The organism is Rhodococcus sp. NPDC054953, from assembly GCF_053609225.1.
In genome coordinates this window covers 1-22,447 of sequence record NZ_JBSGXD010000015.1, presented here as the reverse complement: position 1 = coordinate 22,447, position 22,447 = coordinate 1, and the positions used below count along the sequence as shown (strand labels likewise).

At 71.1% G+C, this 22,447-nt stretch carries 22 protein-coding genes; 5 read left to right on the top strand and 17 right to left on the bottom strand.

Features of this window, described 5'->3' with window-relative positions:
* Nucleotides 1–8: 8 nt before the first annotated feature.
* Nucleotides 9–869 carry a dTDP-4-dehydrorhamnose reductase gene (rfbD, locus tag ACWF62_RS12195; RefSeq protein WP_378506916.1) on the bottom strand — a complete coding sequence of 287 codons (861 nt, stop codon included), beginning with the start codon at nt 867–869 and terminating at the stop codon, nt 9–11.
* 229 nt (nt 870–1,098) lie between these two features.
* Here rfbD and ACWF62_RS12190 point away from each other — a divergent pair, with 229 nt between their 5' ends.
* The 3 genes from ACWF62_RS12190 to ACWF62_RS12180 all read left to right on the top strand — a co-directional run bounded on the left by ACWF62_RS12190 (nt 1,099) and on the right by ACWF62_RS12180 (nt 3,726).
* Complete coding sequence (locus ACWF62_RS12190; RefSeq protein ID WP_452630209.1) at nt 1,099–2,550, top strand: LCP family protein; 1,452 nt, start codon at nt 1,099–1,101, stop codon at nt 2,548–2,550.
* A gap of 80 nt (nt 2,551–2,630) precedes the next feature.
* On the top strand, nt 2,631–3,353 hold the full coding sequence (locus tag ACWF62_RS12185) for a TIGR03089 family protein (RefSeq protein WP_452630178.1): 723 nt from the start codon (nt 2,631–2,633) through the stop codon (nt 3,351–3,353).
* Nucleotides 3,354–3,393: 40 nt separating this feature from the next.
* Complete coding sequence (locus tag ACWF62_RS12180) at nt 3,394–3,726, top strand: cupin (RefSeq protein WP_452630177.1); 333 nt, start codon at nt 3,394–3,396, stop codon at nt 3,724–3,726.
* A gap of 34 nt (nt 3,727–3,760) precedes the next feature.
* Here the strand turns inward: ACWF62_RS12180 and ACWF62_RS12175 are convergent, their stop codons facing one another.
* The 10 genes from ACWF62_RS12175 to ACWF62_RS12130 form a co-directional block, all read right to left on the bottom strand.
* Nucleotides 3,761–6,226: an FtsX-like permease family protein gene (locus tag ACWF62_RS12175; protein ID WP_378570282.1), complete on the bottom strand. Its 2,466-nt coding sequence runs from the start codon at nt 6,224–6,226 to the stop codon at nt 3,761–3,763.
* Nucleotides 6,220–6,966: an ABC transporter ATP-binding protein gene (locus tag ACWF62_RS12170; protein WP_378506912.1), complete on the bottom strand. Its 747-nt coding sequence runs from the start codon at nt 6,964–6,966 to the stop codon at nt 6,220–6,222. The genes ACWF62_RS12175 and ACWF62_RS12170 overlap by 7 nt, the downstream gene beginning before the upstream one ends.
* A 92-nt stretch (nt 6,967–7,058) precedes the next feature.
* Entirely contained in the window at nt 7,059–7,757 is a 699-nt protein-coding gene (locus ACWF62_RS12165; protein WP_378570334.1) for a response regulator, read from the bottom strand.
* Between the two features lie 8 nt (nt 7,758–7,765).
* Complete coding sequence (locus tag ACWF62_RS12160) at nt 7,766–8,956, bottom strand: sensor histidine kinase (RefSeq protein ID WP_452630176.1); 1,191 nt, start codon at nt 8,954–8,956, stop codon at nt 7,766–7,768.
* A 113-nt stretch (nt 8,957–9,069) separates the two neighbouring features.
* Entirely contained in the window at nt 9,070–10,230 is a 1,161-nt protein-coding gene (locus ACWF62_RS12155; protein ID WP_378506910.1) for an acyl-CoA dehydrogenase, read from the bottom strand.
* A gap of 113 nt (nt 10,231–10,343) precedes the next feature.
* The gene (locus tag ACWF62_RS12150) at nt 10,344–11,024 is read right to left on the bottom strand and encodes a TetR family transcriptional regulator (protein WP_378506909.1); all 681 of its coding nucleotides are present in this window, start codon (nt 11,022–11,024) and stop codon (nt 10,344–10,346) included.
* 68 nt (nt 11,025–11,092) lie between these two features.
* Nucleotides 11,093–12,472, bottom strand: a complete 1,380-nt coding sequence (locus ACWF62_RS12145; protein ID WP_378570276.1) for a glycosyltransferase 87 family protein — start codon at nt 12,470–12,472, stop codon at nt 11,093–11,095.
* A gap of 96 nt (nt 12,473–12,568) precedes the next feature.
* Nucleotides 12,569–13,675, bottom strand: a complete 1,107-nt coding sequence (locus ACWF62_RS12140) for a hypothetical protein (RefSeq protein ID WP_378570274.1) — start codon at nt 13,673–13,675, stop codon at nt 12,569–12,571.
* A 112-nt stretch (nt 13,676–13,787) separates the two neighbouring features.
* Nucleotides 13,788–14,297 (bottom strand): 5-(carboxyamino)imidazole ribonucleotide mutase, encoded by a 510-nt coding sequence (gene purE / locus ACWF62_RS12135; RefSeq protein WP_452630174.1) that lies wholly within the window; start codon nt 14,295–14,297, stop codon nt 13,788–13,790.
* A gap of 30 nt (nt 14,298–14,327) precedes the next feature.
* Nucleotides 14,328–15,533 carry a 5-(carboxyamino)imidazole ribonucleotide synthase gene (locus tag ACWF62_RS12130; protein WP_378570332.1) on the bottom strand — a complete coding sequence of 402 codons (1,206 nt, stop codon included), beginning with the start codon at nt 15,531–15,533 and terminating at the stop codon, nt 14,328–14,330.
* 212 nt (nt 15,534–15,745) lie between these two features.
* On the opposite strand from ACWF62_RS12130, the gene ACWF62_RS12125 reads away from it, so the two are divergent.
* Nucleotides 15,746–16,297 carry a GtrA family protein gene (locus ACWF62_RS12125; RefSeq protein ID WP_452630173.1) on the top strand — a complete coding sequence of 184 codons (552 nt, stop codon included), beginning with the start codon at nt 15,746–15,748 and terminating at the stop codon, nt 16,295–16,297.
* A 19-nt stretch (nt 16,298–16,316) separates the two neighbouring features.
* Here the strand turns inward: ACWF62_RS12125 and ACWF62_RS12120 are convergent, their stop codons facing one another.
* The 5 genes from ACWF62_RS12120 to ACWF62_RS12100 form a co-directional block, all read right to left on the bottom strand.
* Nucleotides 16,317–17,636, bottom strand: a complete 1,320-nt coding sequence (locus tag ACWF62_RS12120) for a sensor histidine kinase (RefSeq protein ID WP_452630171.1) — start codon at nt 17,634–17,636, stop codon at nt 16,317–16,319.
* A gap of 31 nt (nt 17,637–17,667) precedes the next feature.
* Nucleotides 17,668–18,345, bottom strand: a complete 678-nt coding sequence (locus tag ACWF62_RS12115; protein WP_378506903.1) for a response regulator transcription factor — start codon at nt 18,343–18,345, stop codon at nt 17,668–17,670.
* A gap of 74 nt (nt 18,346–18,419) precedes the next feature.
* Nucleotides 18,420–19,007 (bottom strand): PH domain-containing protein, encoded by a 588-nt coding sequence (locus ACWF62_RS12110; RefSeq protein WP_378506902.1) that lies wholly within the window; start codon nt 19,005–19,007, stop codon nt 18,420–18,422.
* Nucleotides 19,008–19,025: 18 nt separating this feature from the next.
* The gene (locus ACWF62_RS12105; RefSeq protein WP_452630170.1) at nt 19,026–20,246 is read right to left on the bottom strand and encodes an AI-2E family transporter; all 1,221 of its coding nucleotides are present in this window, start codon (nt 20,244–20,246) and stop codon (nt 19,026–19,028) included.
* Nucleotides 20,243–20,695 (bottom strand): DUF6069 family protein, encoded by a 453-nt coding sequence (locus ACWF62_RS12100; RefSeq protein WP_378506900.1) that lies wholly within the window; start codon nt 20,693–20,695, stop codon nt 20,243–20,245. The genes ACWF62_RS12105 and ACWF62_RS12100 overlap by 4 nt, the downstream gene beginning before the upstream one ends.
* A 170-nt stretch (nt 20,696–20,865) precedes the next feature.
* Here ACWF62_RS12100 and ACWF62_RS12095 point away from each other — a divergent pair, with 170 nt between their 5' ends.
* On the top strand, nt 20,866–21,291 hold the full coding sequence (locus tag ACWF62_RS12095) for a DUF7144 family membrane protein (RefSeq protein WP_378506899.1): 426 nt from the start codon (nt 20,866–20,868) through the stop codon (nt 21,289–21,291).
* Between the two features lie 66 nt (nt 21,292–21,357).
* Here the strand turns inward: ACWF62_RS12095 and ACWF62_RS12090 are convergent, their stop codons facing one another.
* A complete protein-coding gene (locus tag ACWF62_RS12090) occupies nt 21,358–22,203 on the bottom strand; it encodes a biotin--[acetyl-CoA-carboxylase] ligase (RefSeq protein ID WP_378506898.1) in 846 nt (281 codons plus the stop codon).
* Between the last annotated feature and the right edge of the window lie 244 nt (nt 22,204–22,447).

The following is a 22,447-nucleotide window of genomic DNA, read 5'->3' as shown; positions in this document are numbered from 1 at the left end:
CAGCCACCCTAGTCGGGGAGTTCGGTCAGGGCGGACGCCAGGGCATCACCCCACGGCCGGAGCGGGGTCAGACCCGCCCCGACCCACGCGGCGGGGGCAAGGACCGAGTACCCGGGCCGCGCGGCAGGCCGCGGAAACGCGGCGCTGGTGCACGGGCGGACCCGCGCCGGATCGGCCCCGACGGCGGCGAACACGGCCCGCGCCAACTCGAACCAGCTCGCCCGCCCGGCGTTCGTCGCATGCAGCACCCGCCCGGTGACATCGGGGCGGGCCGCGAGCTCAAGCAGCGCGTCCGCCAGGTCCGCGGCGTAGGTCGGCGACCCGACCTGGTCGTCGACCACGTCGACGGTGTCGCGCTCACGCTGCAGCCGAAGCATCGTGGCCACGAAGTCGGTCCCGGTCCCGGTGTACACCCACGCGGTCCGCACCACCGCCGCGGTCGGGTCCGCGGCCAGCACCGCCCGCTCCCCCGCGAGTTTGGTGCGCCCGTACACGGTGCGCGGGCCGGTCGGGTCGTCCACCTGGTACGGCTCCGACGCGTCCCCGGGGAACACGTAGTCGGTCGACAGGTGGATCAGTCGGGCGCCGACGCGGGCGGTGGCCTCGGCGAGGATCCGCGGGCCGGTCACGTTGGCGTCCGCGGCCGCCGCCTCGTCGGCCTCCGCGGCGTCGACGGCGGTGTAGGCCGCGCAGTTCAGGACGACGGTTCCGGGTCGGACCGCGTCCCGCACCGCGTCCGCATCGGTGATGTCCAGCTCGCGCGAGGTCACCCCGACGACGTCGAGACCGTCCCCGGCGCCCGCGGACCACCGGCGCAGCACCTGCCTGCCCAATTGCCCGCCTGCACCGGTCACAAGGATCTTCGTCACAGCACAAAGTCTGGCACGCCGGTTTCGGGTCACCGGGTCTCCGGGTGTTCGCCGTTAGCCTGGACGACGGATTGACGGAGAACGGTGAGGGGCAGTGTTGCCGGACAACAGGGCGGCGGGCGAGCGGCGGGCACGCCGGTCGGCCGCGAGCGGACCGCGAGCGAGGAGCGTCGGGGGTGGGCGCGGCGACCAGCGGCGGCCCGACCCCGGCCCGGCCCGGGCCCGGCCGGTGCAGGTCGGGGTCGCCATCGTCGCTGCCCTGGTCCTGGTCGTGACGGGCTTTGCGTGGCGCAGCGTCGACGCGCTGGAGTCGAGCCTCGCGACCGCCCGACTCGGTCTCGGCGGCACCAAGGACGGCGCGCTGGACCTGCTGCTGGTCGGCACGGACAGCCGGACCGACGCGCACGGCAACCCGCTCAGCACCCAGGAACTTGAGGCGCTGCGCGCCGGTGACGCCGAGGCCGACAACACCGACACGATCGTGCTCGTGCGGATCCCCAACAACGGCGAGTCCGCGACCGCGATCTCCATTCCGCGTGATTCGTACGTCAAGGTTCCCGGCGTCGGGATGTCGAAGATCAACGCGGCATTCGGTGCGACGAAGGCCACCGAGAAGCAACAGCTCATCGACGAGGGCACCGACGACGCAACCGCGGAGAAGGAGTCCACCCAGGTAGGCCGGGAGGCGCTGATCACCGCCGTCGCCGACCTGACCGGGGTCACCGTCGATCACTACGCCGAGATCGGGCTGCTCGGGTTCGTCCTGCTCACCGACGCGGTCGGCGGCGTCGACGTGTGCCTGAACCAGGCGGTCGACGAACCCCTGTCCGGCGCGAACTTCCCGGCAGGCGAGCAGACCCTGTCCGGCGCGCAGGCGTTGTCGTTCGTGCGCCAACGGCACGGCCTGCAGCGCGGCGACCTGGACCGGATCGTGCGACAGCAGGTGTTCATGGCCTCCCTGGTGCACGAGGTGATCAGCGCGAAAACCCTGAGCAACCCCGGCAAACTGTCGCAGTTGACGTCCGCCGTCCAGCGGTCCGTTGTGCTCGACGAGGACTGGGACGTCATCGGTTTCGCGAAGGAACTGCAGAGCCTGGCCGGTGGTCAGGTGAGGTTCGAGACGATCCCGGTGGTGGACATCAACGCGATGACAGACTACGGCGAGTCGATCGTGCAGGTGGAGCCGAAGGCCGTCCGCCGCTACGTCGCCGAGCTCGCGGGCGAGGCCGACACCGAGGCATCCGCCGGAGAGTCCGATCCGGTGCCGACCGTGGATCCCGCCACCGTCACCGTCGACGTGGTCAACGACAGCGCCATCGGGGGTCTCGCGGGCCGGGTCTCGGACGCGGTGTCCGCGAAGGGGTATCAGGTCGGTGTCGTGGGGAACAACACCGGCGAGTCGGTGTCGGCGAGCGAGCTGCTGGCCGCCGACCCGGACTCCGACGCAGCCACGTCGGCGGCCGACGCACTGGGCGGACTGCCGGTGGTGCAGGATTCCTCCTTGGCGCGGAACACGGTTCGGGTGGTCCTCGCCGCGGACTACGACGGACCTGGGTCCGAATCCACGAGGGATTCGGCCGAGCCGACATCCGACATCCTCGACCTGGGGACCAGCCCGACACCGGTCCCGCCCGGGCCGCCGATCGATGCGGGACGCTCCGGACCGCAGTGCGTGAACTGACCGGGGCGGGCCGACCGACCACGTCAACAGCAGGAGCCTGCGCGACCCGCGCAGGCGAACCGAGGGAGTACCGCGACACCATGGCAGCAGCACCCACTCTCACCGCGGCACTGCTCGATCCGATCCTGCAGCGCGACCCGGCGGGACCCCGCGTCACCTGGTACGACGACCTGTCGGGCGCCCGGATCGAGCTGTCCGCGCTGACCCTCGCGAACTGGGCGGCCAAGACCGCCAACCTGATTCGCGACGAGTTCGGCCTGGTCCCGGGGTCCCGCGTCTGCGTCCTGCTACCCGCGCACTGGCAGACCGCTGCGGTGCTGCTCGGCTGCTGGTGGGCGGGCACGGAGGTGGTGCTTGAGCCGGACCCGGATGCGGAGTTGGCACTGATCACGGCGGACCGGCTGGACGAGGCGTCCGAAGCCGCCGAGGTCGCGGTCCTCTCCCTCGACGCGTTCGGCCGCCCCGCCGACAACCTCCCGGTCGGGGTCACCGACTATGCGACGTCGGTGCGGGTGCACGGCGACCAGTTCCGCCCCGACCCCGCATCCGCCGACGCCCCGGCGCTGGACGGACGGACGATCAGCGAGGTGCTCGACGCCGCCACCGGGTCCGCGGCAGCACAGGGGTTCACCGGCGAGGATCGGGTCCTGTCGACGTCGGACTGGACCACCGCGGGCGAACTCGTCGACGGGCTGCTTGCGGTGCTGGCCGCTGGCGCGTCGCTGGTTCAGGTGAGCAGCCCGGACGCCGATCGGATGGATCGACGCGTCGAGTCGGAGAAGGTCACCGCGCGGCGTCCGTGACGGGCCGCGTCGTGTGCAGCGATCGCCACAGGAGGGCAACATGAGCACCCACCCGAACACCGGAAACCTCACCGAGATCACCGGGCTGCGGCATAGCAATCCGCAGGACGGGTCCTCACCGCGCATCGAGCGGCTCGGCGCGCAGGCGGGAGTCACCGTGGTGCGGCTGAGCTTTCGCGCCGGACAGACCATGGAGGACCATCAGGCACGATTCCCGATCCTCGTGCAGGGCCAGACCGGGTCCGTCACCTTCGCCACCGCGGACCGCACCGTCACCCTGGTTGCCGGCACCGCCGTGCACGTCGACGCCGGGGTCGTGCACCGGCTCGAGGCGGGCGAGGACTCCGTCGTCACGCTGCTCGTGCTGCGCTGACGACGTCCCGGTCCCCGCCCGCCTCGCGGTCACCTCACCCGGCCAGCGCCGCCACCGGGACGGCGCGAGCGGCGGTCCGGGCGGGCAGGACCGCGGCGAGCACCCCGGCGATTCCGCCGACCAGCACGATCAGCATCAGCTGCAGCCAGGGGATCGCTCCGAATGTCAGTCCGTCCCAACCGAATACCGACGCAGTCCCCGCCGCACCGAGGATCGACCCAAGCAGCACCCCGAGCACCGACGCGACGACCGCGACCAGCACCGCCTCGCAGATCAGCACGGACCGCAGGCCGGACCGGGTGACGCCGAGCGCCCGCAGCAGGCCCGACTCGCGGCGACGCTCAATCACCGACAGCGCCATCGTGTTGCCGACCCCGATCAGCGCGATCAGCACCGCCACCGACAGCAGCCCGACCACCACCAATAGCAGGACATCGAGGATCGAGTCGATCGCCGCGCGCATCGACACCGCGCCGCTCACCTCGGCCATTGGTGCGAATTCCTCTGCCACGTCGGCAATCTCGTTCTGTGCCGCGGCCAGCTCGCCGTCGGAGAGACCGTCGAGCAGCCGGATCCACAGGGACTGCGGAACCGCGGCGAGGGCGAGTGCGTCGGCCGGGCCGACCAACGCGGGCTGTCCCTCCCGGCCCGCGACCACGGTCAGGGAGCGGCGGGTACCGGCGTGCTCCACGTCCAGCCTGCCGCCGGGCACGACACCCACCGCGTCCGCCTGCTCGGGCGACAGCGAGATCTCCCCGTCCGCGGGCAACACCAGCGGGATCCGCAGCGTCGCCGCGCCGTCGACCCGGTCGACACCGAGGACGGTGAGCCGGGTGCCCTCCCCGGCGACCACCTCGGTCCCGAGCAGCGGCGCGGTGGCCGTCACCGTGTCGATGCCGCGCACCCCCGCGTCGAGGCCCGGCGGCAGGCCGCCATCGGCGTCGATCGTCACATCGACGGGGAACTGCTCGTTCAACTCTCGCGGCGCCGCCGCCCCGACCGTCGCGATGCCGACGACCATCGTCGCGGTGACCGTCACGCCGACCAGCAGCGCCGTCGCGGTCGCCGTCGTGCGGCGCGGATTGCGCAGCGCGTTACCGACGGCCACCTCCCCCAGCGGCCCGATCAGCCGTGCGGGCACCCGACCCACCGCCGCCACCAGCGGCGGCACGATGCTGCGGCCGAGGAGCACGACGCCGAGCGCGGTCACGATCCCGCCCGCGCAGGCGAGCAGCACCTGCTCGGCGGACGCCCCGAACCAAAGCACGCAGACCCCGCCGACGAGCCCGGTCAGTCCGGCGACGCGGCGGGCCCGCGAGGCGGCGGCGGGTTCGACGACGGCCTCGGCGGGCGCAAGCGCGGCCAGCGGCGACACCCGGGTCGCGGCCCGCGCCGGCGCAACCGCGGCCAGGTAGGTGACGACCATTCCGACCGCGAGGCCGGCGAGGACCGCGGTCGGGGTGACCGCGAGGGTGTCCAGCGGCACCGGGGCGTCGACCGCCTCCGCCGCCAGGGTCACCGCCGACGCCAACCCGATTCCGACGAGGACCCCGGCGATCGATGCGGCGGCGCCGACGAGGAGGGCCTCGATCCGGGCGCCCCGGCGGATCTGGCGTGCGGTGGCCCCGACGCACCGCAGCAGCGCCAGTTCCCTGGTCCGCGCGGCGAGCAGCACCGCGAACGTGTTCGCGATGACCAGCCCGGCCACCACCACCGCGACCGCGGCGAACGCGAGCAGCACGTTGCGGATGGTGTCGGTGTCGCCGAGGTAGCTCGCCGAGACGCGCTCGGCTTGCTCGGCGCCGGTCCGCACCCCCAGGTCCGGACCGAGCGCCGCGGTGACGGCCTGCCGCAGCAGCTCCGGATCACCGTCCCCGGCGACCCGCAGCTCGTGATCGGCGGCGGCGCCCGCCCACGCCCGCAGCTGCGGCCCGGTGGTGTAGACGGAGACGCCGCCGAGTCGCTGGGCGCTGCCGGACAGGTCGATCGAACCGACGACCGTCGCGGTGCCGGTGCTCGCCTCCGTCGACTCGTCGTCGCGGGCGCCCCGCACGGTGACCGCGACCGTGTCCCCGACGACGAGTCCGGCGTCGGATCCAACCGCGATCTCGCCGGGCGCGGCCGGGAACCTGCCCTCCGCCAGTCGTTGCCATCGGAGCTCCGCCTGCTCGGCCAGCGTGGCGAGGGTGCCGAACAGCCTGCCCCGGCCCGCGGCCGCCACCTTCACCGGCGCCGCGGCGTCGACACTCACCGCCGTAACCCCGGGAAGGCCGGCAACGGTCGCCGCAACCGTCCGCGCCTGCGTGTCGTCGGCGAGGCCGTCGACCACCACCGCCGACGACCAGTACTGACCGGCAAGCGAATTCGTCACGCTCGCCGAGGTGGTTGCGCCCAACACCAGGGTCGCGACCACGAAGGCCACCGCAATCAGGATCGCGGCGCCGGACGCCAGGTAGCGGCCCGCGTGTGCCCGTGCCTGCGCGAGCGTCAGCCTCAGCACGCGCGCGCCACCAGATCGCGCATCGTCTCAAGCACCGAATCCGGTGTCGGACTGATGATTTCCCCGGCGACGCGGCCGTCGGCGAGCAGCACGACGCGGTCGGCGTAGGACGCGGCGACCGGGTCGTGGGTCACCATCACCACCGTCTGGCCGACCTCCCGCACGCTGGCCCGCAGCAGGTCCAGCACCTCCGCGCCCGCGTGGGAGTCCAGGTTCCCGGTGGGTTCGTCGGCGAACACCACGTCGGGACGCGGCAGCAGCGCCCGGGCCACCGCGACCCGCTGCTGCTGCCCGCCGGACAGCTCATGCGGCTTGTGGCCCAACCGGTCCGCGAGGCCGAGCCGGGCCACCATCTGATGCATCCACATCCGGTCCGCCTCGACGCCCGCGAGCCGCAGCGGTAGCAGCATGTTCTCCTCCGCGGTGAGCACCGGCAGCAGGTTGAACGCCTGGAACACGAACCCGATCCGGTCGCGGCGCAGCTCGGTCAGGCCACGGTCGTCGAGCCCGGTCAGGTCGGTGTCGCCGAGGTACACGCGACCCCCGGACGGCGTGTCCAGGCCGGCCAGGCAGTGCATCAGCGTCGACTTGCCGGAACCCGACGGCCCCATGATCGCCGTGAAGGCGCCGCGGCGGAAGTCGACGTCCACGGCGTCGAGCGCGCGGACCGCCGCGTCACCGTCCCCGTACCGCTTGCTCAACGCGACCGCACGGGCCGCCGAAATGTTCGGTCTCGTCATGGCTTCGACGGTAGGGATCACGCCGGGGTCGCACATCGGAGCGGCGAGCGATCTGCGCGGGCTGTCGGGTCATCCTGAGGGATGACGGTCGGTCATCCCCCGGGATGCTCCCCGCCGAGCAGATCCTCCGGTCGCACCAGGCCGCACCGATAGGCGAATACCACCGCCTGCACCCGGTCACGCGACCCGGTCTTCGAAAGGACCCGTCCAACATGAGTTTTCACGGTCGCCTCGGAGACGATGAGCTTGCCTGCGATCTCGGTGTTGGACAGCCCATGCGCCATCGCCTCGAGCACCTCGACCTCGCGGGGCGTCAGATCCGGCAGCGCGGGCCGGGCCACCGCCCCCTCCAGCATCGGGCCGACGTGCCGGAGAAGGCGCCGGGTGGACCTGGCCGCGATCACGGCGTCCCCGCGGTGCACCGTCCGCACGGCCGACAGCAACTCCTCCGGCTGCGCATCCTTGAGGAGGAATCCGCTGGCCCCCGCCGAGATCGCCCCGACCACGTACTCGTCGTTGTCGAACGTGGTCAGCACCACCACCCGCGGGGCCGAGTCGAGCGCGGTGAGCGTCCGGGTGGCCTCGATGCCGTCCAGGTTCGGCATCTGCACGTCCATCAGCACCACATCGACCGGCACCCGGGCCAGTTCCCGCAGCGCCTGCGCGCCGTCGGACGCCTCCACCAGCACGGTCATGTCGTCCTGGGAGTCGATCACCATCCGGAACCCGGCCCGAACGAGTTGCTGGTCGTCGACCAGGGCCACCCGAATCGGGCGTCCGTCGTCCGTCATCGTCACGCTCACATCCTTCGCTCGTAGGGCAGTTCGGCCCGGACCCGATAGCCGCCACCGACGACCGGGCCGGCGTGCAGCGTTCCGCCGTGCAGTTCGGCCCGTTCCCGCATTCCCAGCACGCCCTGCCCGCCCCCGGTGGCAGGCACCAGCGCGCCAGCGGCGCCGCGTCCGTCGTCGACGATCGAGAGCAGCAGGCCGCGCTCCGTCCACCGCTCGGTCACCACGACCCGCGCCGCAGGCCCGGCATGCTTGAGCACGTTGGTCAGCGATTCCTGCACGATCCGGTAGGCGGTCAGCCCGGCACCGGGCGACATGTCCCGTGCCTCGCCCTCGACATGCAGGTCCACCAGCAGGCCACCGGCCCGTAGGTCCTCGACGAGCTGCTCGATGTCGGAAACCTGTGGGGTGGAACGCGTCTCCCGGGGCGTGTCCTCCCGCAGCACCGAGAGCAGGGCACGCATGTCGGCGAGCGCCTGCCGCCCCGTCTCCGCAATGGTCTCCAGCGCGGCGATCGCCGCCTGCGGGTCCGCCTTGGCACCGTAGCGTCCGCCGTCGGCCTGCGCGATCACCACGGTGAGCGAATGCGCGACGATGTCATGCATTTCGCGGGCGATCCGGGTGCGCTCCCCCAGCGCGGCCAGCTCCGCCTCCTGCGCTCGCTCGAGCTCGAGCAGCCGGGCCCGTTCGGTCAGTCCCTCAAACTCCTGGTTACGCACCCTGCGGAGATCGCCGAACGCCCACACCGCGACGATATAGACGATCAGGAACGCGATGAGGAACGCGTGCGCCTGCCAGGAGGACTGCTCGCCGCCGAAATACCGGACACCCGCCACGGTCACCCCGACGATGGCCGCCGCCAGACCCCATCCGCTCGCCCACCTCGGCCCGTATGCCGCGAGCGCGTACAGCGCGATCGGCACGCAGATCCCGGGCATCAGCAGATTGGTCTGGTCAGTCGTGACGATCAGATACGCCACCGAGGACAGCGCAACCACCGCCGCGGCAGCGACCGGCCGGATGCGACGCCAGGCAAGCGGCACGGTCAGTCCCAGCGCGATCACCACGTCAACCCACCCGACGCCAACCGACGCCGCAACACCGAGGAGCACGAGAGGGGCCGCGATGGCGCGGTCGATGCCTGCGACGTGCTCGGCGCTCCAGCGGTACCACCGCTCGCTCAGCGGAAATCGGGGCATGCGCACCAGCGTAGCCACCTCCCCCGAAAACACCTGTTCCCCAATGTCACATCGGATCACTTCACGACAGCCGATGTGACATTGGGGAACGCGGGCCGGTGCCGCCCGTCAGCTCACTTGAGCAGTGCGCGCGACATCACGACGCGCTGAATCTGGTTGGTGCCCTCGTAGATCTGGGTGATCTTGGCGTCGCGCATCATCCGCTCGACCGGGAAGTCGGTGGTGTAGCCCGCGCCGCCGAACAGCTGCACCGCGTTGGTGGTGACCTCCATCGCGACGTCGGAGGCAAAGCACTTGGCTGCCGCGGAGATGAAGCCGAGGTTCTTCTCGCCGCGCTCCGCCTTGGCGGCCGAGGTGTAGACCATCAGCCGGGCGGCCTCGATCTTCATCGCCATGTCGGCGAGCATGAACTGGGTGTTCTGGAACGACGCGATCGAGGTGCCGAACTGCTTGCGGTCCTTGGTGTAGGCGATGGCCGCGTCGAGCGCACCCTGCGCGAGGCCGACGGCCTGGGCGCCGATGGTCGGCCGGGTGTGGTCGAGGGTCTGCAGCGCGGTCTTGAAGCCGGTGCCGGGCTCGCCGATGATCCGGTCGCCGGGGATCCGGCAGTTCTCGAACGCGAGTTCCGCGGTCGGGCTGCCCTTGATGCCGAGCTTGTGCTCGAGGCCGGTGACCGAGAAGCCGGGGTCATCCTTGTGCACGACGAACGACGAGATGCCGTTGGCACCCTTGTCGGGGTCCGTCACGGCCATCACCGTGTACCAGGTCGACTTGCCGCCGTTGGTGATCCAGCACTTCGAGCCGTTGATGATCCAGTCGTCGCCGTCCGCCTTGGCCCGGGTGCGCATGGCCGCGGCGTCGGAGCCTGCCTCCCGCTCGGACAGCGCGTACGAGGCCATCGCCTCACCGGCGGCCAGCGTCGGCAGGACCTGCGCCTTGATCTCCTCGGAGCCGTTGAGAATCATGCCCATCGTGCCGAGCTTGTTGACCGCGGGGATCAGCGAGGACGACCCGCACACCCGCGCAACCTCCTCGATGACGATGCAGGTCGCCACCGAGTCCGCACCCTGGCCGCCGAACTCCTCGGGGACGTGCACGGCGTTGAAGCCGGAGTTCACCAGCGCCGTGAGCGCCTCCTCGGGGAAGCGCGACTTCTCGTCGACGTCCTTGGCGTGGGGGGCGATCTCCTTCTCCGACAGCGCGCGGATCGCGGCCCGCAGCTCGTCGTGCTCGTCGGCGAGCTTGAACAGGTCGAAGTCCGGGTTTCCAGCCATCAGTCGCTCCTAGAGGAAGTCGAGTCACGGCACTCAGTGCCATTCGCCGACCATCATAGCGCAGGGACGACCGCCCACTCGGGTACCACGTGCCACCAATGCGGCACTGAGTGTCACCGCCCGTGGTCGCGGGCCTCCAACCGGCGCTGGACCAGGTCCGCCACCCGGCGCGGCGCAAGACCCCGCGGGAACACCGCGACCACCACGTCCTCGTCCCGCCCGCCGTCGACGCCCGCCCGGTCGATGCCGTGCCGGATCTCGGCGAGCGCGGTCCGCAGTTCCTGCGAGGTGGTCTCGACGCCATCCCGGACCATCCGCCGCAGCAGATAGTTGTGGGTCGCGATCACCGACGCGGCGAACTGCACCCGGGCCAGGTCCGCCGAGTCGGGCAGCGCGCGTCGCAGGTACTCGACGAAGAGTCGTTCGTAGCGGTAGCCGGTGACGATCTCCCGGTCCCGCAATGCGGGCACCCGGTGCACGACGGCGTACCGCCGGGTCGCCACGTCCTCCCAGTCCGCGAACCGCTCGAACACGATCGTCGCGGCGTCGCACACCGCACCCCACGGGTCCGGGTGGTCGGCGCCGAGGAACTGCGAGGCCTGCTCGAGCAGGATCTCGTGGTCGGCGAAGACCACATCCTCCTTGGAACGGAACTGCCGAAAGAAGGTCCGGCGCGAAATGCCTGCCGCGTCGGCGATCTCGTCGACGCTGGTGGCCTCGTACCCCTGCTCGGAGAACAGGCGCAGCGCCTCCGACACCACCTGGAGTCGGAAGCGGTCTGAATCGTCGGGCATGCGCCAAGCGTAAGGGCGGTGCGGACCGATCGAACCCCGCGGTGCGTCGGCGCGTTGACGCCGGGACGTCAGCGGACCACCTGCGTCGGGGGCGGGACGGCACGAACGACCGCGGGCTCCGGCATGGCGGGCAGGTCGCGGCGATCGGCGTCGCCGCCGCGCAGACACCACACGGTGCCCGCCGCGGTGATCGCCAGGACCAGCGGGTAGCAGCCGGCGTAGATCGGCACCAGGATCTGCGCCGACCACCCGGCGTCGTCGCGGGGCAGCATGAACAGGCCGATCCCGATCGGGTGATCGGCCCCGTGCAGCGGCGGACCGTCGGGATAGTTCCACCACCAGGCGAACGCCGGAATCAGCAGCGCCGTCGGGACCAGCCAGCGCAGCCGGGCGGTGGCGGTCAACGCGTAATGCAGGGCGAGGACCAGCAGCGGAACGAACCACACCCAGTGATGCCCCCACGAGAACGGGGACACCGCCGCCGATGTCATGCCGGTCAGGGTGACGGCGAGCAGTTCCTGTCCGCGGCGGTGCGCGAGCACCGCAGCGGACAGGCCGACGGCGGCGGCAACGGCGGCGCCGAGCAGCCACATCCAGGTCGGTGCCGCGAAGACACCGGTATCCGGATCGCGGTAGCGGGTGATGTCGTAGAAGCGGAGCAGCTGCGAGAAGAAGCCGTTGACCGACTGATTGCTGGGGGCGTCGACTGGGCCGACCCGCTGGGCCTGGGTGATCCGATGCGTCCAGTACGACCACGCGTCGGCGGGCACGATCGCGAAGCCGAGCGCCACCGTCGCCGCGAAGACCGACAGCGCGGTCACACCGGTGCGCCACTGCCGGGTCAGCGCGAGGTAGGCGAGGAAGAACGCCGGGGTCAGCTTGATGCCCGCGGCGATCCCCACACCGAGGCCCTTAAGTCGCGACCCGTCGGCCCTGGTCAGGTCCCACACCACGAGCAACACCAGAAAGACGTTGATCTGGCCGAGCCAGATGGTGGTGCGGACCGGTTCGAAGGCGGTCGTGACCACCGCGAGCAGGGCGCTGAACACCCAGACCCGCGGGGTGAGCCGGTAGCGCAGGCTCTTCAGGCTGAGCGCCACGATCGCGACGAGGGCGACAAACGTCGCCACCCACCAGATCACGTTGGTCAGCGACTGCCCGATCAGGGCGAACGGCGCGAAGACCAGGGCGGCGAAGGGGGTATAGGTGAACTGCATCCCGAACAGGATCGGGCCGTCGTACAGCCCGGTTCGGTGCACGATCGCGTCCCCGCCCGCCCGGTAGATCGCCAGATCCGCGTAGTTGACGAACAGCCCGTAGAACGGGTTGCCGATCGGCACCGCAACCAGGTGCCAGATCACCACGCCGACCGCGACGACCGCCGCCCCGGCGAGCACGGGCCACGACAGCGTGCGGTCATCGACGACGGACCGGGAGCTACTTCGCACGGGTAACGACGATACGGGTTGCCCGGGCACCGGCGAGGTAGCCACACGGTGACCGAGCCGATGCGAGCCGGCCTCCGAGCCGGCTCGCGCGATCCGCTACGGCGCGACGGCGGTCCAGTCCGCGAAGCCGGTCGGGTCGTGCCTGCCCATGCTCGCGTGTTCGAACAGGCCGGCACCGGGCAGGCCGTTACAGGTCGCGGAGGCGGAGAAATCACTGACGCCAAACGGGATTCGGCCCGCGATCGCCGGGTCGGTGAGGTCGTACACCGACCGCGCCGACCAGTTCCGGCCGCGCCACTGCCCGTGCGTCCACTCCGGGTCGCCGCCGTAGCCTGCGCCAACGTGCAACGCGATCCCGGTGCGCGGGGTGACCTCGATCGTCACCGGGCTGCCGTCGGACGCGGTGAGGTGCAGGGTTGCGGCGAGCGCCTGCCGGGTGCCGGACTTGTAGTCGAACTCGACCCGCGGCCAGCCGAGTTGCTCGATCCGACCGTCGTCCCAGATGCGGGTGGCGTCGTTGAGGGTGCGGAACCCGTCGGGGTTCTCCTGCACGATGACGATCACCGAGAACCCGTCGAACCGCAGCGGAACGTACAACCACCAGAACCCCTCGGACGGCCGCTCGAGCAACCGGCCAGCCGGGTCCGGGTCCCCGACCGGACGGATCCCCCAGGACCGGTCACGGGTGCCCATCCAGCGGTCCGGGTCGACGGCGACGTCGCGGCCGTCGACGGACAGCACCCCCGACCAGGCCCCGGTCTGCGCGAACCGGCTCGACTCCAGTTGCGGCCGAAGCCCGTTCATCAGCAGGTGCGACTGCTCCTGGACAGCGGGGCAGGTGCCCTCCCAGGTGAGGTCGAAGCCGAGGCCGCCCGCGTCGTCGCCGTCGCAGACCACCCGCAGCCGCCGCAGCGGCTCGAGCACCTCGATCCGGTAGCCGCCGACCGCCAGGTCGAGCGATCGGTGCTCGAGCGCGTCGGAGAACCGCACCGACACCTGCCGGTCGCCGGTGCGGACGGTGGCGAAGGCGTCGGTGACGCCGAGGTTCGGGTAGACCCCGAACCCGGTGACCAGAAACAGGTCACCGGCCGTGTCGACGGCGTTGAAGTACGAGCGATCGTAGAAGTTCTTGTCGCTGCTGACCACACGGTCCATCGGCAGCGGAGTCTGGTGGATCGGGTACTCGTCGAGCGGTGTTGGCATGGCGGCACTCCGGGGCTCATACGGCAACAGGGCATGTTCCGTTACAGGGCGTTACGCAATCGGTTGCCCTGCGAATCTAGCCCCGGCCACCCCGGCGTGTCCGACGATTCGGTCAGCCGAGCAGCGTCGCGCGCAGCGCCGCGTCCTTCTCCAGCACCATCGTCTCCAGCCCGGCCTGGAACTTCTCCATCGCCGCCCGAACGGCCGGGTCGGCGGCGCCGATGATCCGGGCCGCGAGCAGCCCCGCGTTGCGGGCGCCGCCGATGGAGACGGTCGCGACGGGGACGCCTGCGGGCATCTGCACGATCGACAGCAGCGAATCCATGCCGTCGAGGTACTTGAGCGGCACCGGCACCCCGATCACCGGGAGCGGCGTCGCCGACGCCACCATGCCGGGCAGGTGCGCCGCGCCACCTGCACCGGCGATGATCACCTTGATCCCGCGGCCGGCGGCGTCCTTGGCGTAGTCGAGCATGCGCTGCGGGGTGCGGTGCGCGGACACGACCCCGACCTCGAAACGGATACCGAACTCGGCGAGCGCCTCCGCGGCGGCCTCCATCGTCGGCCAGTCCGAGTCGCTGCCCATGATCAGGCCGACCTGGGGTCCCTGCTGCTGCGTCATCTCTCTCCTGAAAAGTGTCGGGTCGGTCGGTCAGTTGCCTGCGTGCGGGTCCCAGCCATCAGTCCACACCCCGTGCGAGAGCCAGTGCGCCGCCCGCTCCGCCCGTTCCCGGACCGCGGCAACGTATGCGGGGTCGTCGAGGGAACCGGACGCGCCGCCGACGATGTTGACGTGCCCGATCTTGCGGTCCTTGCGCTCGCCCTTGCCGTACAGGTGCACCTTCGCGTCGGGCATCCGCGCGAACAGGTGGTGCACCCGCTCGTCCATGCTCATCTCCGGCGCCTCGGGCGCACCGAGCACGTTCGCCATCACGGTGACCGGCGCGATCGGCGCCGGATCGCCGAGCGGGTAGTCGAGCACCGCCCGCAGGTGCTGTTCGAACTGCGAGGTGCGGGCGCCGTCCTGCGTCCAGTGCCCGGAGTTGTGCGGGCGCATCGCCAACTCGTTGACGATCAGCCTGCCGTCGACCGTTTCGAACAGTTCGACCGCCATCGCGCCCGTCGCGCCGAGCGCCGACGAGATCCGCAACGCCATCTGCTCGGCCTGCGCGGCCAGGTCCGCAGGCAGGTCCGGTGCGGGCGCGATCACCACCGCGCACTGCCCCTGCCGCTGCACGGTCTCGACGACCGGCCAGGTCGCACCCTGCCCGAACGGCGAGCGGGCCACCATCGCGGACAGTTCGCGACGCATCGGGACCTTCTGCTCGACCATCAGCGTCACGCCCTTGTCGAGCTGCTCGGCGACGATCGCCTCCGCCTCCTCGGCGTCCGCGGGCATCCACACGCCGCGGCCGTCGTAGCCGCCGCGGACCGCCTTGAGCACGATGTCCCAGCCGTGCTCGGCCGCGAACGTCTCGACGTCACCCGCCCAGGTGACCTCCGCGAAGGCGGGCACCGGCGCGCCGAGCTCGGCCAGCTTGCGGCGCATCGCCAGCTTGTCCTGCGCGTAGATCAGCGCCTGCGGCGGCGGCTGCACGTTGACCCCCTCGGCGACGAGGGTGTCGAGGTGCTCGGTGGGGACGTGCTCGTGGTCGAACGTCAGCGCGGAGGTCCCGACGGCCGCCGCGCGCAGGGCCTCAAGGTCGGTGTGGCTGCCGAGTACCACGTTGGCGCTGACCTGCGCGGCGGGCTCGTCCGGTCCGCCGGAGAGCACCCGAAGGCACTGCCCGAGTTCGATCGCCGCCTGGTGCGTCATCCTGGCCAGCTGGCCACCGCCGATCATCGCGACCACCGGCATCGCGGCGTTCGGGCCGCGGGGGGTCGTTGGGCGGGGCTGGGATCCGGAATCGACGCTCACGAGTGTCCATGGTGTCACGACCGGCACCCCGACCGCGCCGCAGGTGCCGCCGTCGGACGCGGGGTGTCGCAGGTCACCGCGGAGCCGCGGGCGGACACCGTTCGGAGTGTCCGGTCGGGACTCGCGCGACGGAGTTCGTAGAATAGTCTGCTGTGTCAATTGTCGATCAGGCGCTGAGCCGCGTACCCACACGATTACGGGACGTGGTGCTGCGTCATCGGGAGCTGATCAAGTTCGCGATCGTCGGCGGCACCACAATGGTCTTCGACCTCGCCATCTTCTACTCGCTGGCCTTCACGGTGCTCGAACAGAAGCCGACCGTCGCCAAGATCATCTCCGGCGTGATGGCCACCATCCTCAGCTACGTGCTCAACCGCGAGTGGGCGTTCAAGAACCGCGGCGGACGCGAACGCCACCACGAGGCACTCCTCTTCTTCGCGATCAGCCTGATCGGGGTCGGCATCGCCGCGGCCCCGATGTGGATCGCGAACAACATCTTCGCCATCCGTGCCGACCAGTCCAGCGTGACGACGGTCGTGATCATCGACTTCGTGCTCAACTACATCATCGGCAATCTGATGCAGATGGTGTTCCGGTTCTGGGCGCTGCGTCGGTTCGCCTTCCCGGAGGAGAACGTCCGCGGGGACGACGGCTTCGACCCGACCCCGGACGAACTCTCCCACCCCGAACACAGCGGTTCCTGACCGCCCCAACCGAGCCCGATCAGCGCGGCTCGGTCACGGCCCCCGACTCCGCCTCCCGCCCGATGTCCGGGTGCCGCTCGGTCGGCAGGAACAGCGCGAACAGCGCCGGACGACGCCGCTGCAGGTCGAGGCGGCCGCCGTCGGCCTCCACCAACGCCCGCGCCAACGCCAACCCGACACCGGTGGATCCGCCCGCCGAGAACCCGCGGGCGAAGATGTGCGGCGCCAACTTGTCGCTGACGCCGCCCTCGTCACCCACCTCGACGCAGACCATCGCCTCCCGCCGCGGGCCGACACCCGGCACCAGCCGCACCACCACCGTGCAGGTGCCCTTCCCGTGCATCAAGGCGTTGTCGACGAGGACCGCGACCGATTCCCGCAGCCGGGACGGCGTCGCCGCGGTCCGCACCTCCCGGTCACCGCGCAGCACCAGCGACCGCCCGAGCTGCTCGTACTGGGGTTGCCATTCGGCGACGACGGTGGCGAGTTCGGGCATCACCACCAGCGACCTGCGGTCCGCGCCGTCGCTGCGCGAGGAGCGAACCAGGTCGTCGATCGCCGCGGTCAGCCGGTCCACCTGCGCCATCGCCGCGTTCGCCTCGTCGACGACATCCGGATCCGGATGCACCGACAGTTCGTCGAGACGCAGCCGCACCGCCGTCAACCGGCTCCGCAGCTGATGGGACACGTCACCGACGAGGGCGCGTTCGCGCTGCAGCCTGCCCGCGATCTCGACGGTCACCGAATCGAGGACGTCGGACACCCGGTCCAGTTCCGGGATCCCGTAGCGGCGGGCATCGGTCCGGAAGTCGCCCTTGGCGAGTCGGGCCGCGCGGTCCGCGACGTCCTGCAGCGGGTCGGCCAGCCTGCGGGCGGTGACCGTGGCGACCGCGGTGCCCGCCGCGAGCGAGGCCAGCACCACGAGGACGACCGCACCGATCGCCTGCTGCTGCAGGATCCGCATGGACGCGGACGGGGTCTCCAGCCGCAGCGCCCCGGACCGGCCCATCGAGATCGCCTCGACGAGCGGCGCATCCACCCGGTCCGCGCCGATGTCGATCCGGGCGTTCGGGTTCTCCGCGGTCGGATAGATCACCGTCAGCCTGCCCCCGTCGGGGACCGCGACCCGCAGCGACCCGACGTCGAGGGTGCCCTCGACGAGCCCGGTCTGCCCCTCCTGGGCGATGATCTCGGCGGACATCCGGTCGAGGCGGGCCTGCAGGTCGCTCCGGGTGAAGTCCTCCACCCACAGCCACGCCGTGTAGGTCAGCGGCAGGCCGAGCAGCAGCCCGGTGACCAGGACGACCGCGATGATCGACAGCTGGATGCGACGGCGCACGGTCGGCCCTCCCGGTCAGGTGGTCGCGCGGTCAGGTGTTCAGGCGGAACCCGACGCCGCGCACGGTCGCGATGCGCCGCTCCCCGACCGGGCCCTCGTCGCCGATCTTCCGACGCAGCCACGACATGTGCATGTCCAGTGTCTTCGAGCCGCGCAGGTCGGCGTCGCCCCACACCTCCTGCAGGATCACGTCCCGGGAGACCACCTCGCCCGCGCGGTCCATCAGCACCTTGAGCAGTTCGTATTCCTTGTTGGCGAGGGAGATCTCGCTGCCGCCGACCAGGACCCGGCGCGCGGCGGGCTCGAGCCGGATGTCGCCGACCTCGACGGTCGAGTCCTCGGGCCCGCCGCGGCGCCGCAGCAGCGCGCGGACCCGGGCCATCAGCTCGGCGAGCCGGAACGGTTTGCCGACGTAGTCGTCCGCGCCCGCGTCGAGGCCGACCACGAAGTCCACCTCGTCGGTGCGGGCGGTGAGCATCAGGACCGCGAGTTCGGATCCGCTGGCGCGCAGTTGCCTGCACACCTCCAGCCCGTCCATCCCCGGCAGACCGAGGTCGAGGATCAGCAGGTCGAACGAACCGCTCAGCGCCAGTTCGAGGGTCGACGGGCCCGCCTCCTCGACGGTCACCTCGTAGCCCTCGCGGCTCAGTGCCCGCGACAGCGGCGCGGCGATGGCCTCATCGTCCTCGGCGAGAAGTACGGCAGTCACGTCACCACAGTACGGAGCGACCCGCGGGTGGGTGCGCCGCGGCACGCGGTGAATCCCCCGCCGCGCCGCGGCGATCAGTGCCGCCAGCCGCGGCGTGGTCGCCTGTCGTCCCGGCCGCCCGGGCCCGGGTTCCCGCCGAAGTCGACGGCGCCACCGTCGCGGTGCAGCTGCATCGCGTCGAACACCTGGTGGTACAGCAGGGAATGGACGCGTTGCACGTCGGGGATGTCGTCGAATTCGAGCGGATCGTCGGCGGCCGACGCGATCACCAGCGTCCCGGTGCGCATCATCCGGTCGATCAGCCCGTGCCGGAACTGCACGTTGCTGATCCGGCCCATCGGGATGTCGATGCCGCTGTGCGTGAACACGCCCTGCCGGATCAGCACCCGCCGGTCGGTGACGATGAAATGGGTGGACTTCCACCGGATCAGCGGCGCGGCGCACCGCCAACCGAGCACGGCCAGCCACGCCACCAGGACGAGCAGCAGCACCACGGTGCGGGCGGTGCCGTCGAGCCGGTCCTGCGCCATCCCGCCGACGAAGCCGGCGACGGCCGTCGCGACGACCAGCGTGACCGCCGGGAGCACCAGCATCTTCCAGTGCGGATGCCGGTGCAGCAGCAGTTCCTCGTCGGCGGCGAGCGCATCGTCCGGGTAGCCCATGACCGGAAAGTGTGCCACCTACACCGGCCGGTCGGCGCCGGTGCTCGCGGCCGCGCCCGGGCCGTCCCCCGCGTCGACCGCCTCCGCGACATCCTCCGCCGCGGCGGCCTGCAGTTCCCTGGTTCGCTCCAGCGCCTCCCGCTCGGCGGTCACCAGTTCCTCGGCGGACGGCGGCGATCCGGAGATCAACGCGTTCGCCCACCTCGTCGACGGGTCGATGTCCAGCAGCAGCGCCTTGACCAGCAGCGTCATCGGGATCGCCAGCAGCGCACCGAGCGGGCCGAGCACCCAACCCCAGAACACCAACGCCAGGAACGTCAGCGTCACCGACAACCCGACCGCGTCGCCAACGAACTTCGGCTGGATCACCGACTGGATGATGACGTTGATGACGCTGTAGACGACGATCACCCACAGCATCAGCGTCGGGCCGCCCTGAAGCAGGGCGATCAGCGCGGGCGGGATCAGGCCGATCACGAAGCCGATGTTCGGGATGTAGTTGGTGATGAACGACAGCAGACCCCACAGGATCGGCAGCGGAATCCCCATCGCCCACAGGGCGCCCGCATCGATCACCGCGACGATCAGACCGAACACCGTCGACACGACGAGATAGCTGCGGGTGCCGGACGCGAACGACGAGAACGCGTACGCGATGTCGGGGCGGGAGAACGCGACGGCCCGCATCCGGTCACCGAACGAGGACGCATCCATCGCCATGAAGATGAGCACCGCGAGGATGAAGAAGATGTTCGAGAACACCCCGAGCAGGCCGGCGAGAATGTCGTCGAGCAGCCCGACGAGCTTGCCGAAGTCGAAGTTGGAGAACACCGTGTCCAGCTCCGCGGACCCGATGTCCCACCGCATCAGCCAGTCCTGCACGTCGGCGACGAGCTGGTTGGCCTTGTCCGCGTACTCCGGAAGCAGGGTGGCGAGCTGGGCGACGGAGACCGCAAGCGCGCCGATCAGGCCGAGCAGCACGGCGTAGACCGACGCCAGGGTCGCCAGCACCGCCACCCAGGTCGGGGCGCCCTTGCGTTGCAGCCAGTCCCCGAGCGGCTGCACCGCAACGACAAGCATCAGCGCGAGGAAGACGGGGCCGATGATGCCGGAGAACGCCCGGATTCCGGCGATCGCGACGACCGCACCCGCCGCGCCCAGCAGCACGATCAGGCCGCGCGGCCACGGAGAGGACTGCGGCGGCGCCTGCCGCACCGGGGCCTCCCGCCCGTGTCTCACCTCCACACCAGGGCCCGACGGGCAACGCCGGGAAGCAGCCCGAGGATCGGCACACCCAGCGACAGGTGCACGAGCGCGGTCGCGACCCGATCGCCCGCGGTGGCGTCGTACACGAACGGCAGGATCACCGACGCAACGACGAGCAGCCCGACGATCCAGCCGAAGAACGACTCGCCGCCGGGGGTGCTCAACTCCAGCAGGTACAGCAGCACCGCCGCGAGCAGGGCGGCGATGAACCCGAGCACGGCGAACCGTACCGACAGGGTCAACTCCGGAAGCCACGGCGGCGCAAGCGGGTCGAGCCCGAACGCCCGCACGATCAGGGTGACCACCAGCCCGGACAACGCGGTCACCAGCGCGGTCGCCGCCGCCCCCGGCCAGAACTTGGCGGCCGACAGCGTCCGCTCCCCCGCGCTCGGCCCGCCACCTGTCCCCGGATAGCCCGTCATCACGTCCCCTTTCACCGCAGTCGGATCCACTGCGAGGGTTCCCCGTCGCCGCCCGGCAAACCTCACCCTCGACGGATGAGGTTTCGCGCAGCGGCAGCGCCGAGACTGCAGTGGACACTCACGGCCCATCTCTCATCGGCGCTCGCAGCCGCTGGGACTTTCGGAGAGGAATGGTCATGACCGACCACTCGGTGGCAAATCACAGCGACGGCAGCGTCAAGCAAGGCTTCGCCGCGGGCACCTCCATCGCGGCGGCGATCCTGCTGCTGACCGTCGGCATTCTGCAGATCTTCCAGGGCATTTCCGCCGTCGCCAAGGACAACGTCCTCGTCTTCGGACCCGAGTACACCTACAGCTTCGACGTCACGACCTGGGGTTGGATCCACATCGTCGTCGGCATCCTGATCGCGCTGACGGGCTTCTTCCTGATGACCGGTGCGACCTGGGCGAGGATCACCGCGATCTTCCTTGCCGCACTGTCGATCATCGCCAACTTCCTGTGGCTGCCGTACTACCCGCTGTGGTCGATCCTGATCATCGCCCTCGACGTGGTGGTCATCTGGGCGGTCACCACCTGGGACACCGACCGGTACTGACCAGCCCGGTCCACCGGACCCGCGAGGGGCGTCGACGTCACCGTCGGCGCCCCTCGCGTCGTCCGGTCAGGCGGGGCCCGGGTACGGCCGCAGGTGCGTCACGTCGCCCGCCGACACCGCAACCGCCTCGCCGCCGCCGTCGGGACGCACCACGACCCGGCCCTGCAGGTCCACGTCCACCGCGGTGCCGATCAGCTCGGCATCCCCCGGCAGTTCCACCCGCACCCGCTGCCCGACCGTGACACACCGGCGCCGGTAGTCCGCGGCAAGTCCGTCGACCCGCCACCCGTCCTCCCGCCATGCGGTGAACTGCGCGGCCAGCGACCGCAGCAACGCGCGGGCGATGGTGTCCCGGTCCGTGGTCGCCGCGCCAGCGACGGCGAGCGAGGTGGCCGTCGGCACCGGCAACTCCGCCTCCGTCAGGGTCACGTTGAGCCCGACCCCGATCACCACCGACGGGACCGGCGCCGTCGACGCGACCTCGGCGAGGATCCCCGCCACCTTCTTCCCGCCGATCAGCACGTCGTTCGGCCACTTCAGTTCCGCGTCCACCTCCGCGACGGACCGCAACGCGTCCAGCACCGCGACCCCGGTCATCAGCGGGAACCAGCCCATCGATTCGAGCGGCAGCCCGGGCATCCGCAGCAGCACCGACACCGACACCGACGACCGCGGCGGGGCGACGAAGCTGCGCGCATGCCTGCCGCGCCCGTGATCCTGATACTCGGCGATCAGCACCGCACGGTCGAGCGCGCTGTCGACCGCGCGGGCCAGCAGGTCCGCATTGGTGGATCCCGTCTCCGGAACCACCTCGAGGCTCGAATAGAAGGCGTTGGGGTCGGCGCCGCCCGCGACGAGCGCGGTGCGCAACGCGGCCGCGTTCAGCGGGGGCCGGTTCAGGTCCGTGTACATGGGTCGAGCGTAGGCGCCCCGCGCCGCACCGATCGGCGGCACCGCGGGCGGACAATACCCGCAGGTAGCTTCGGTTTGATCGGGCACCGCGAGCCGACCTCGCGCGGTCGGGCGTGCACGGCTGTCGATAAGCTCGTACCCATGACCAGCGTCCAGGAGCCGGCCGCGACCGCGGCCCCCGATATCCACACCACCGCGGGCAAGCTCGCGGACCTGCACCGCCGTCAGGCCGAGGCACACTTCC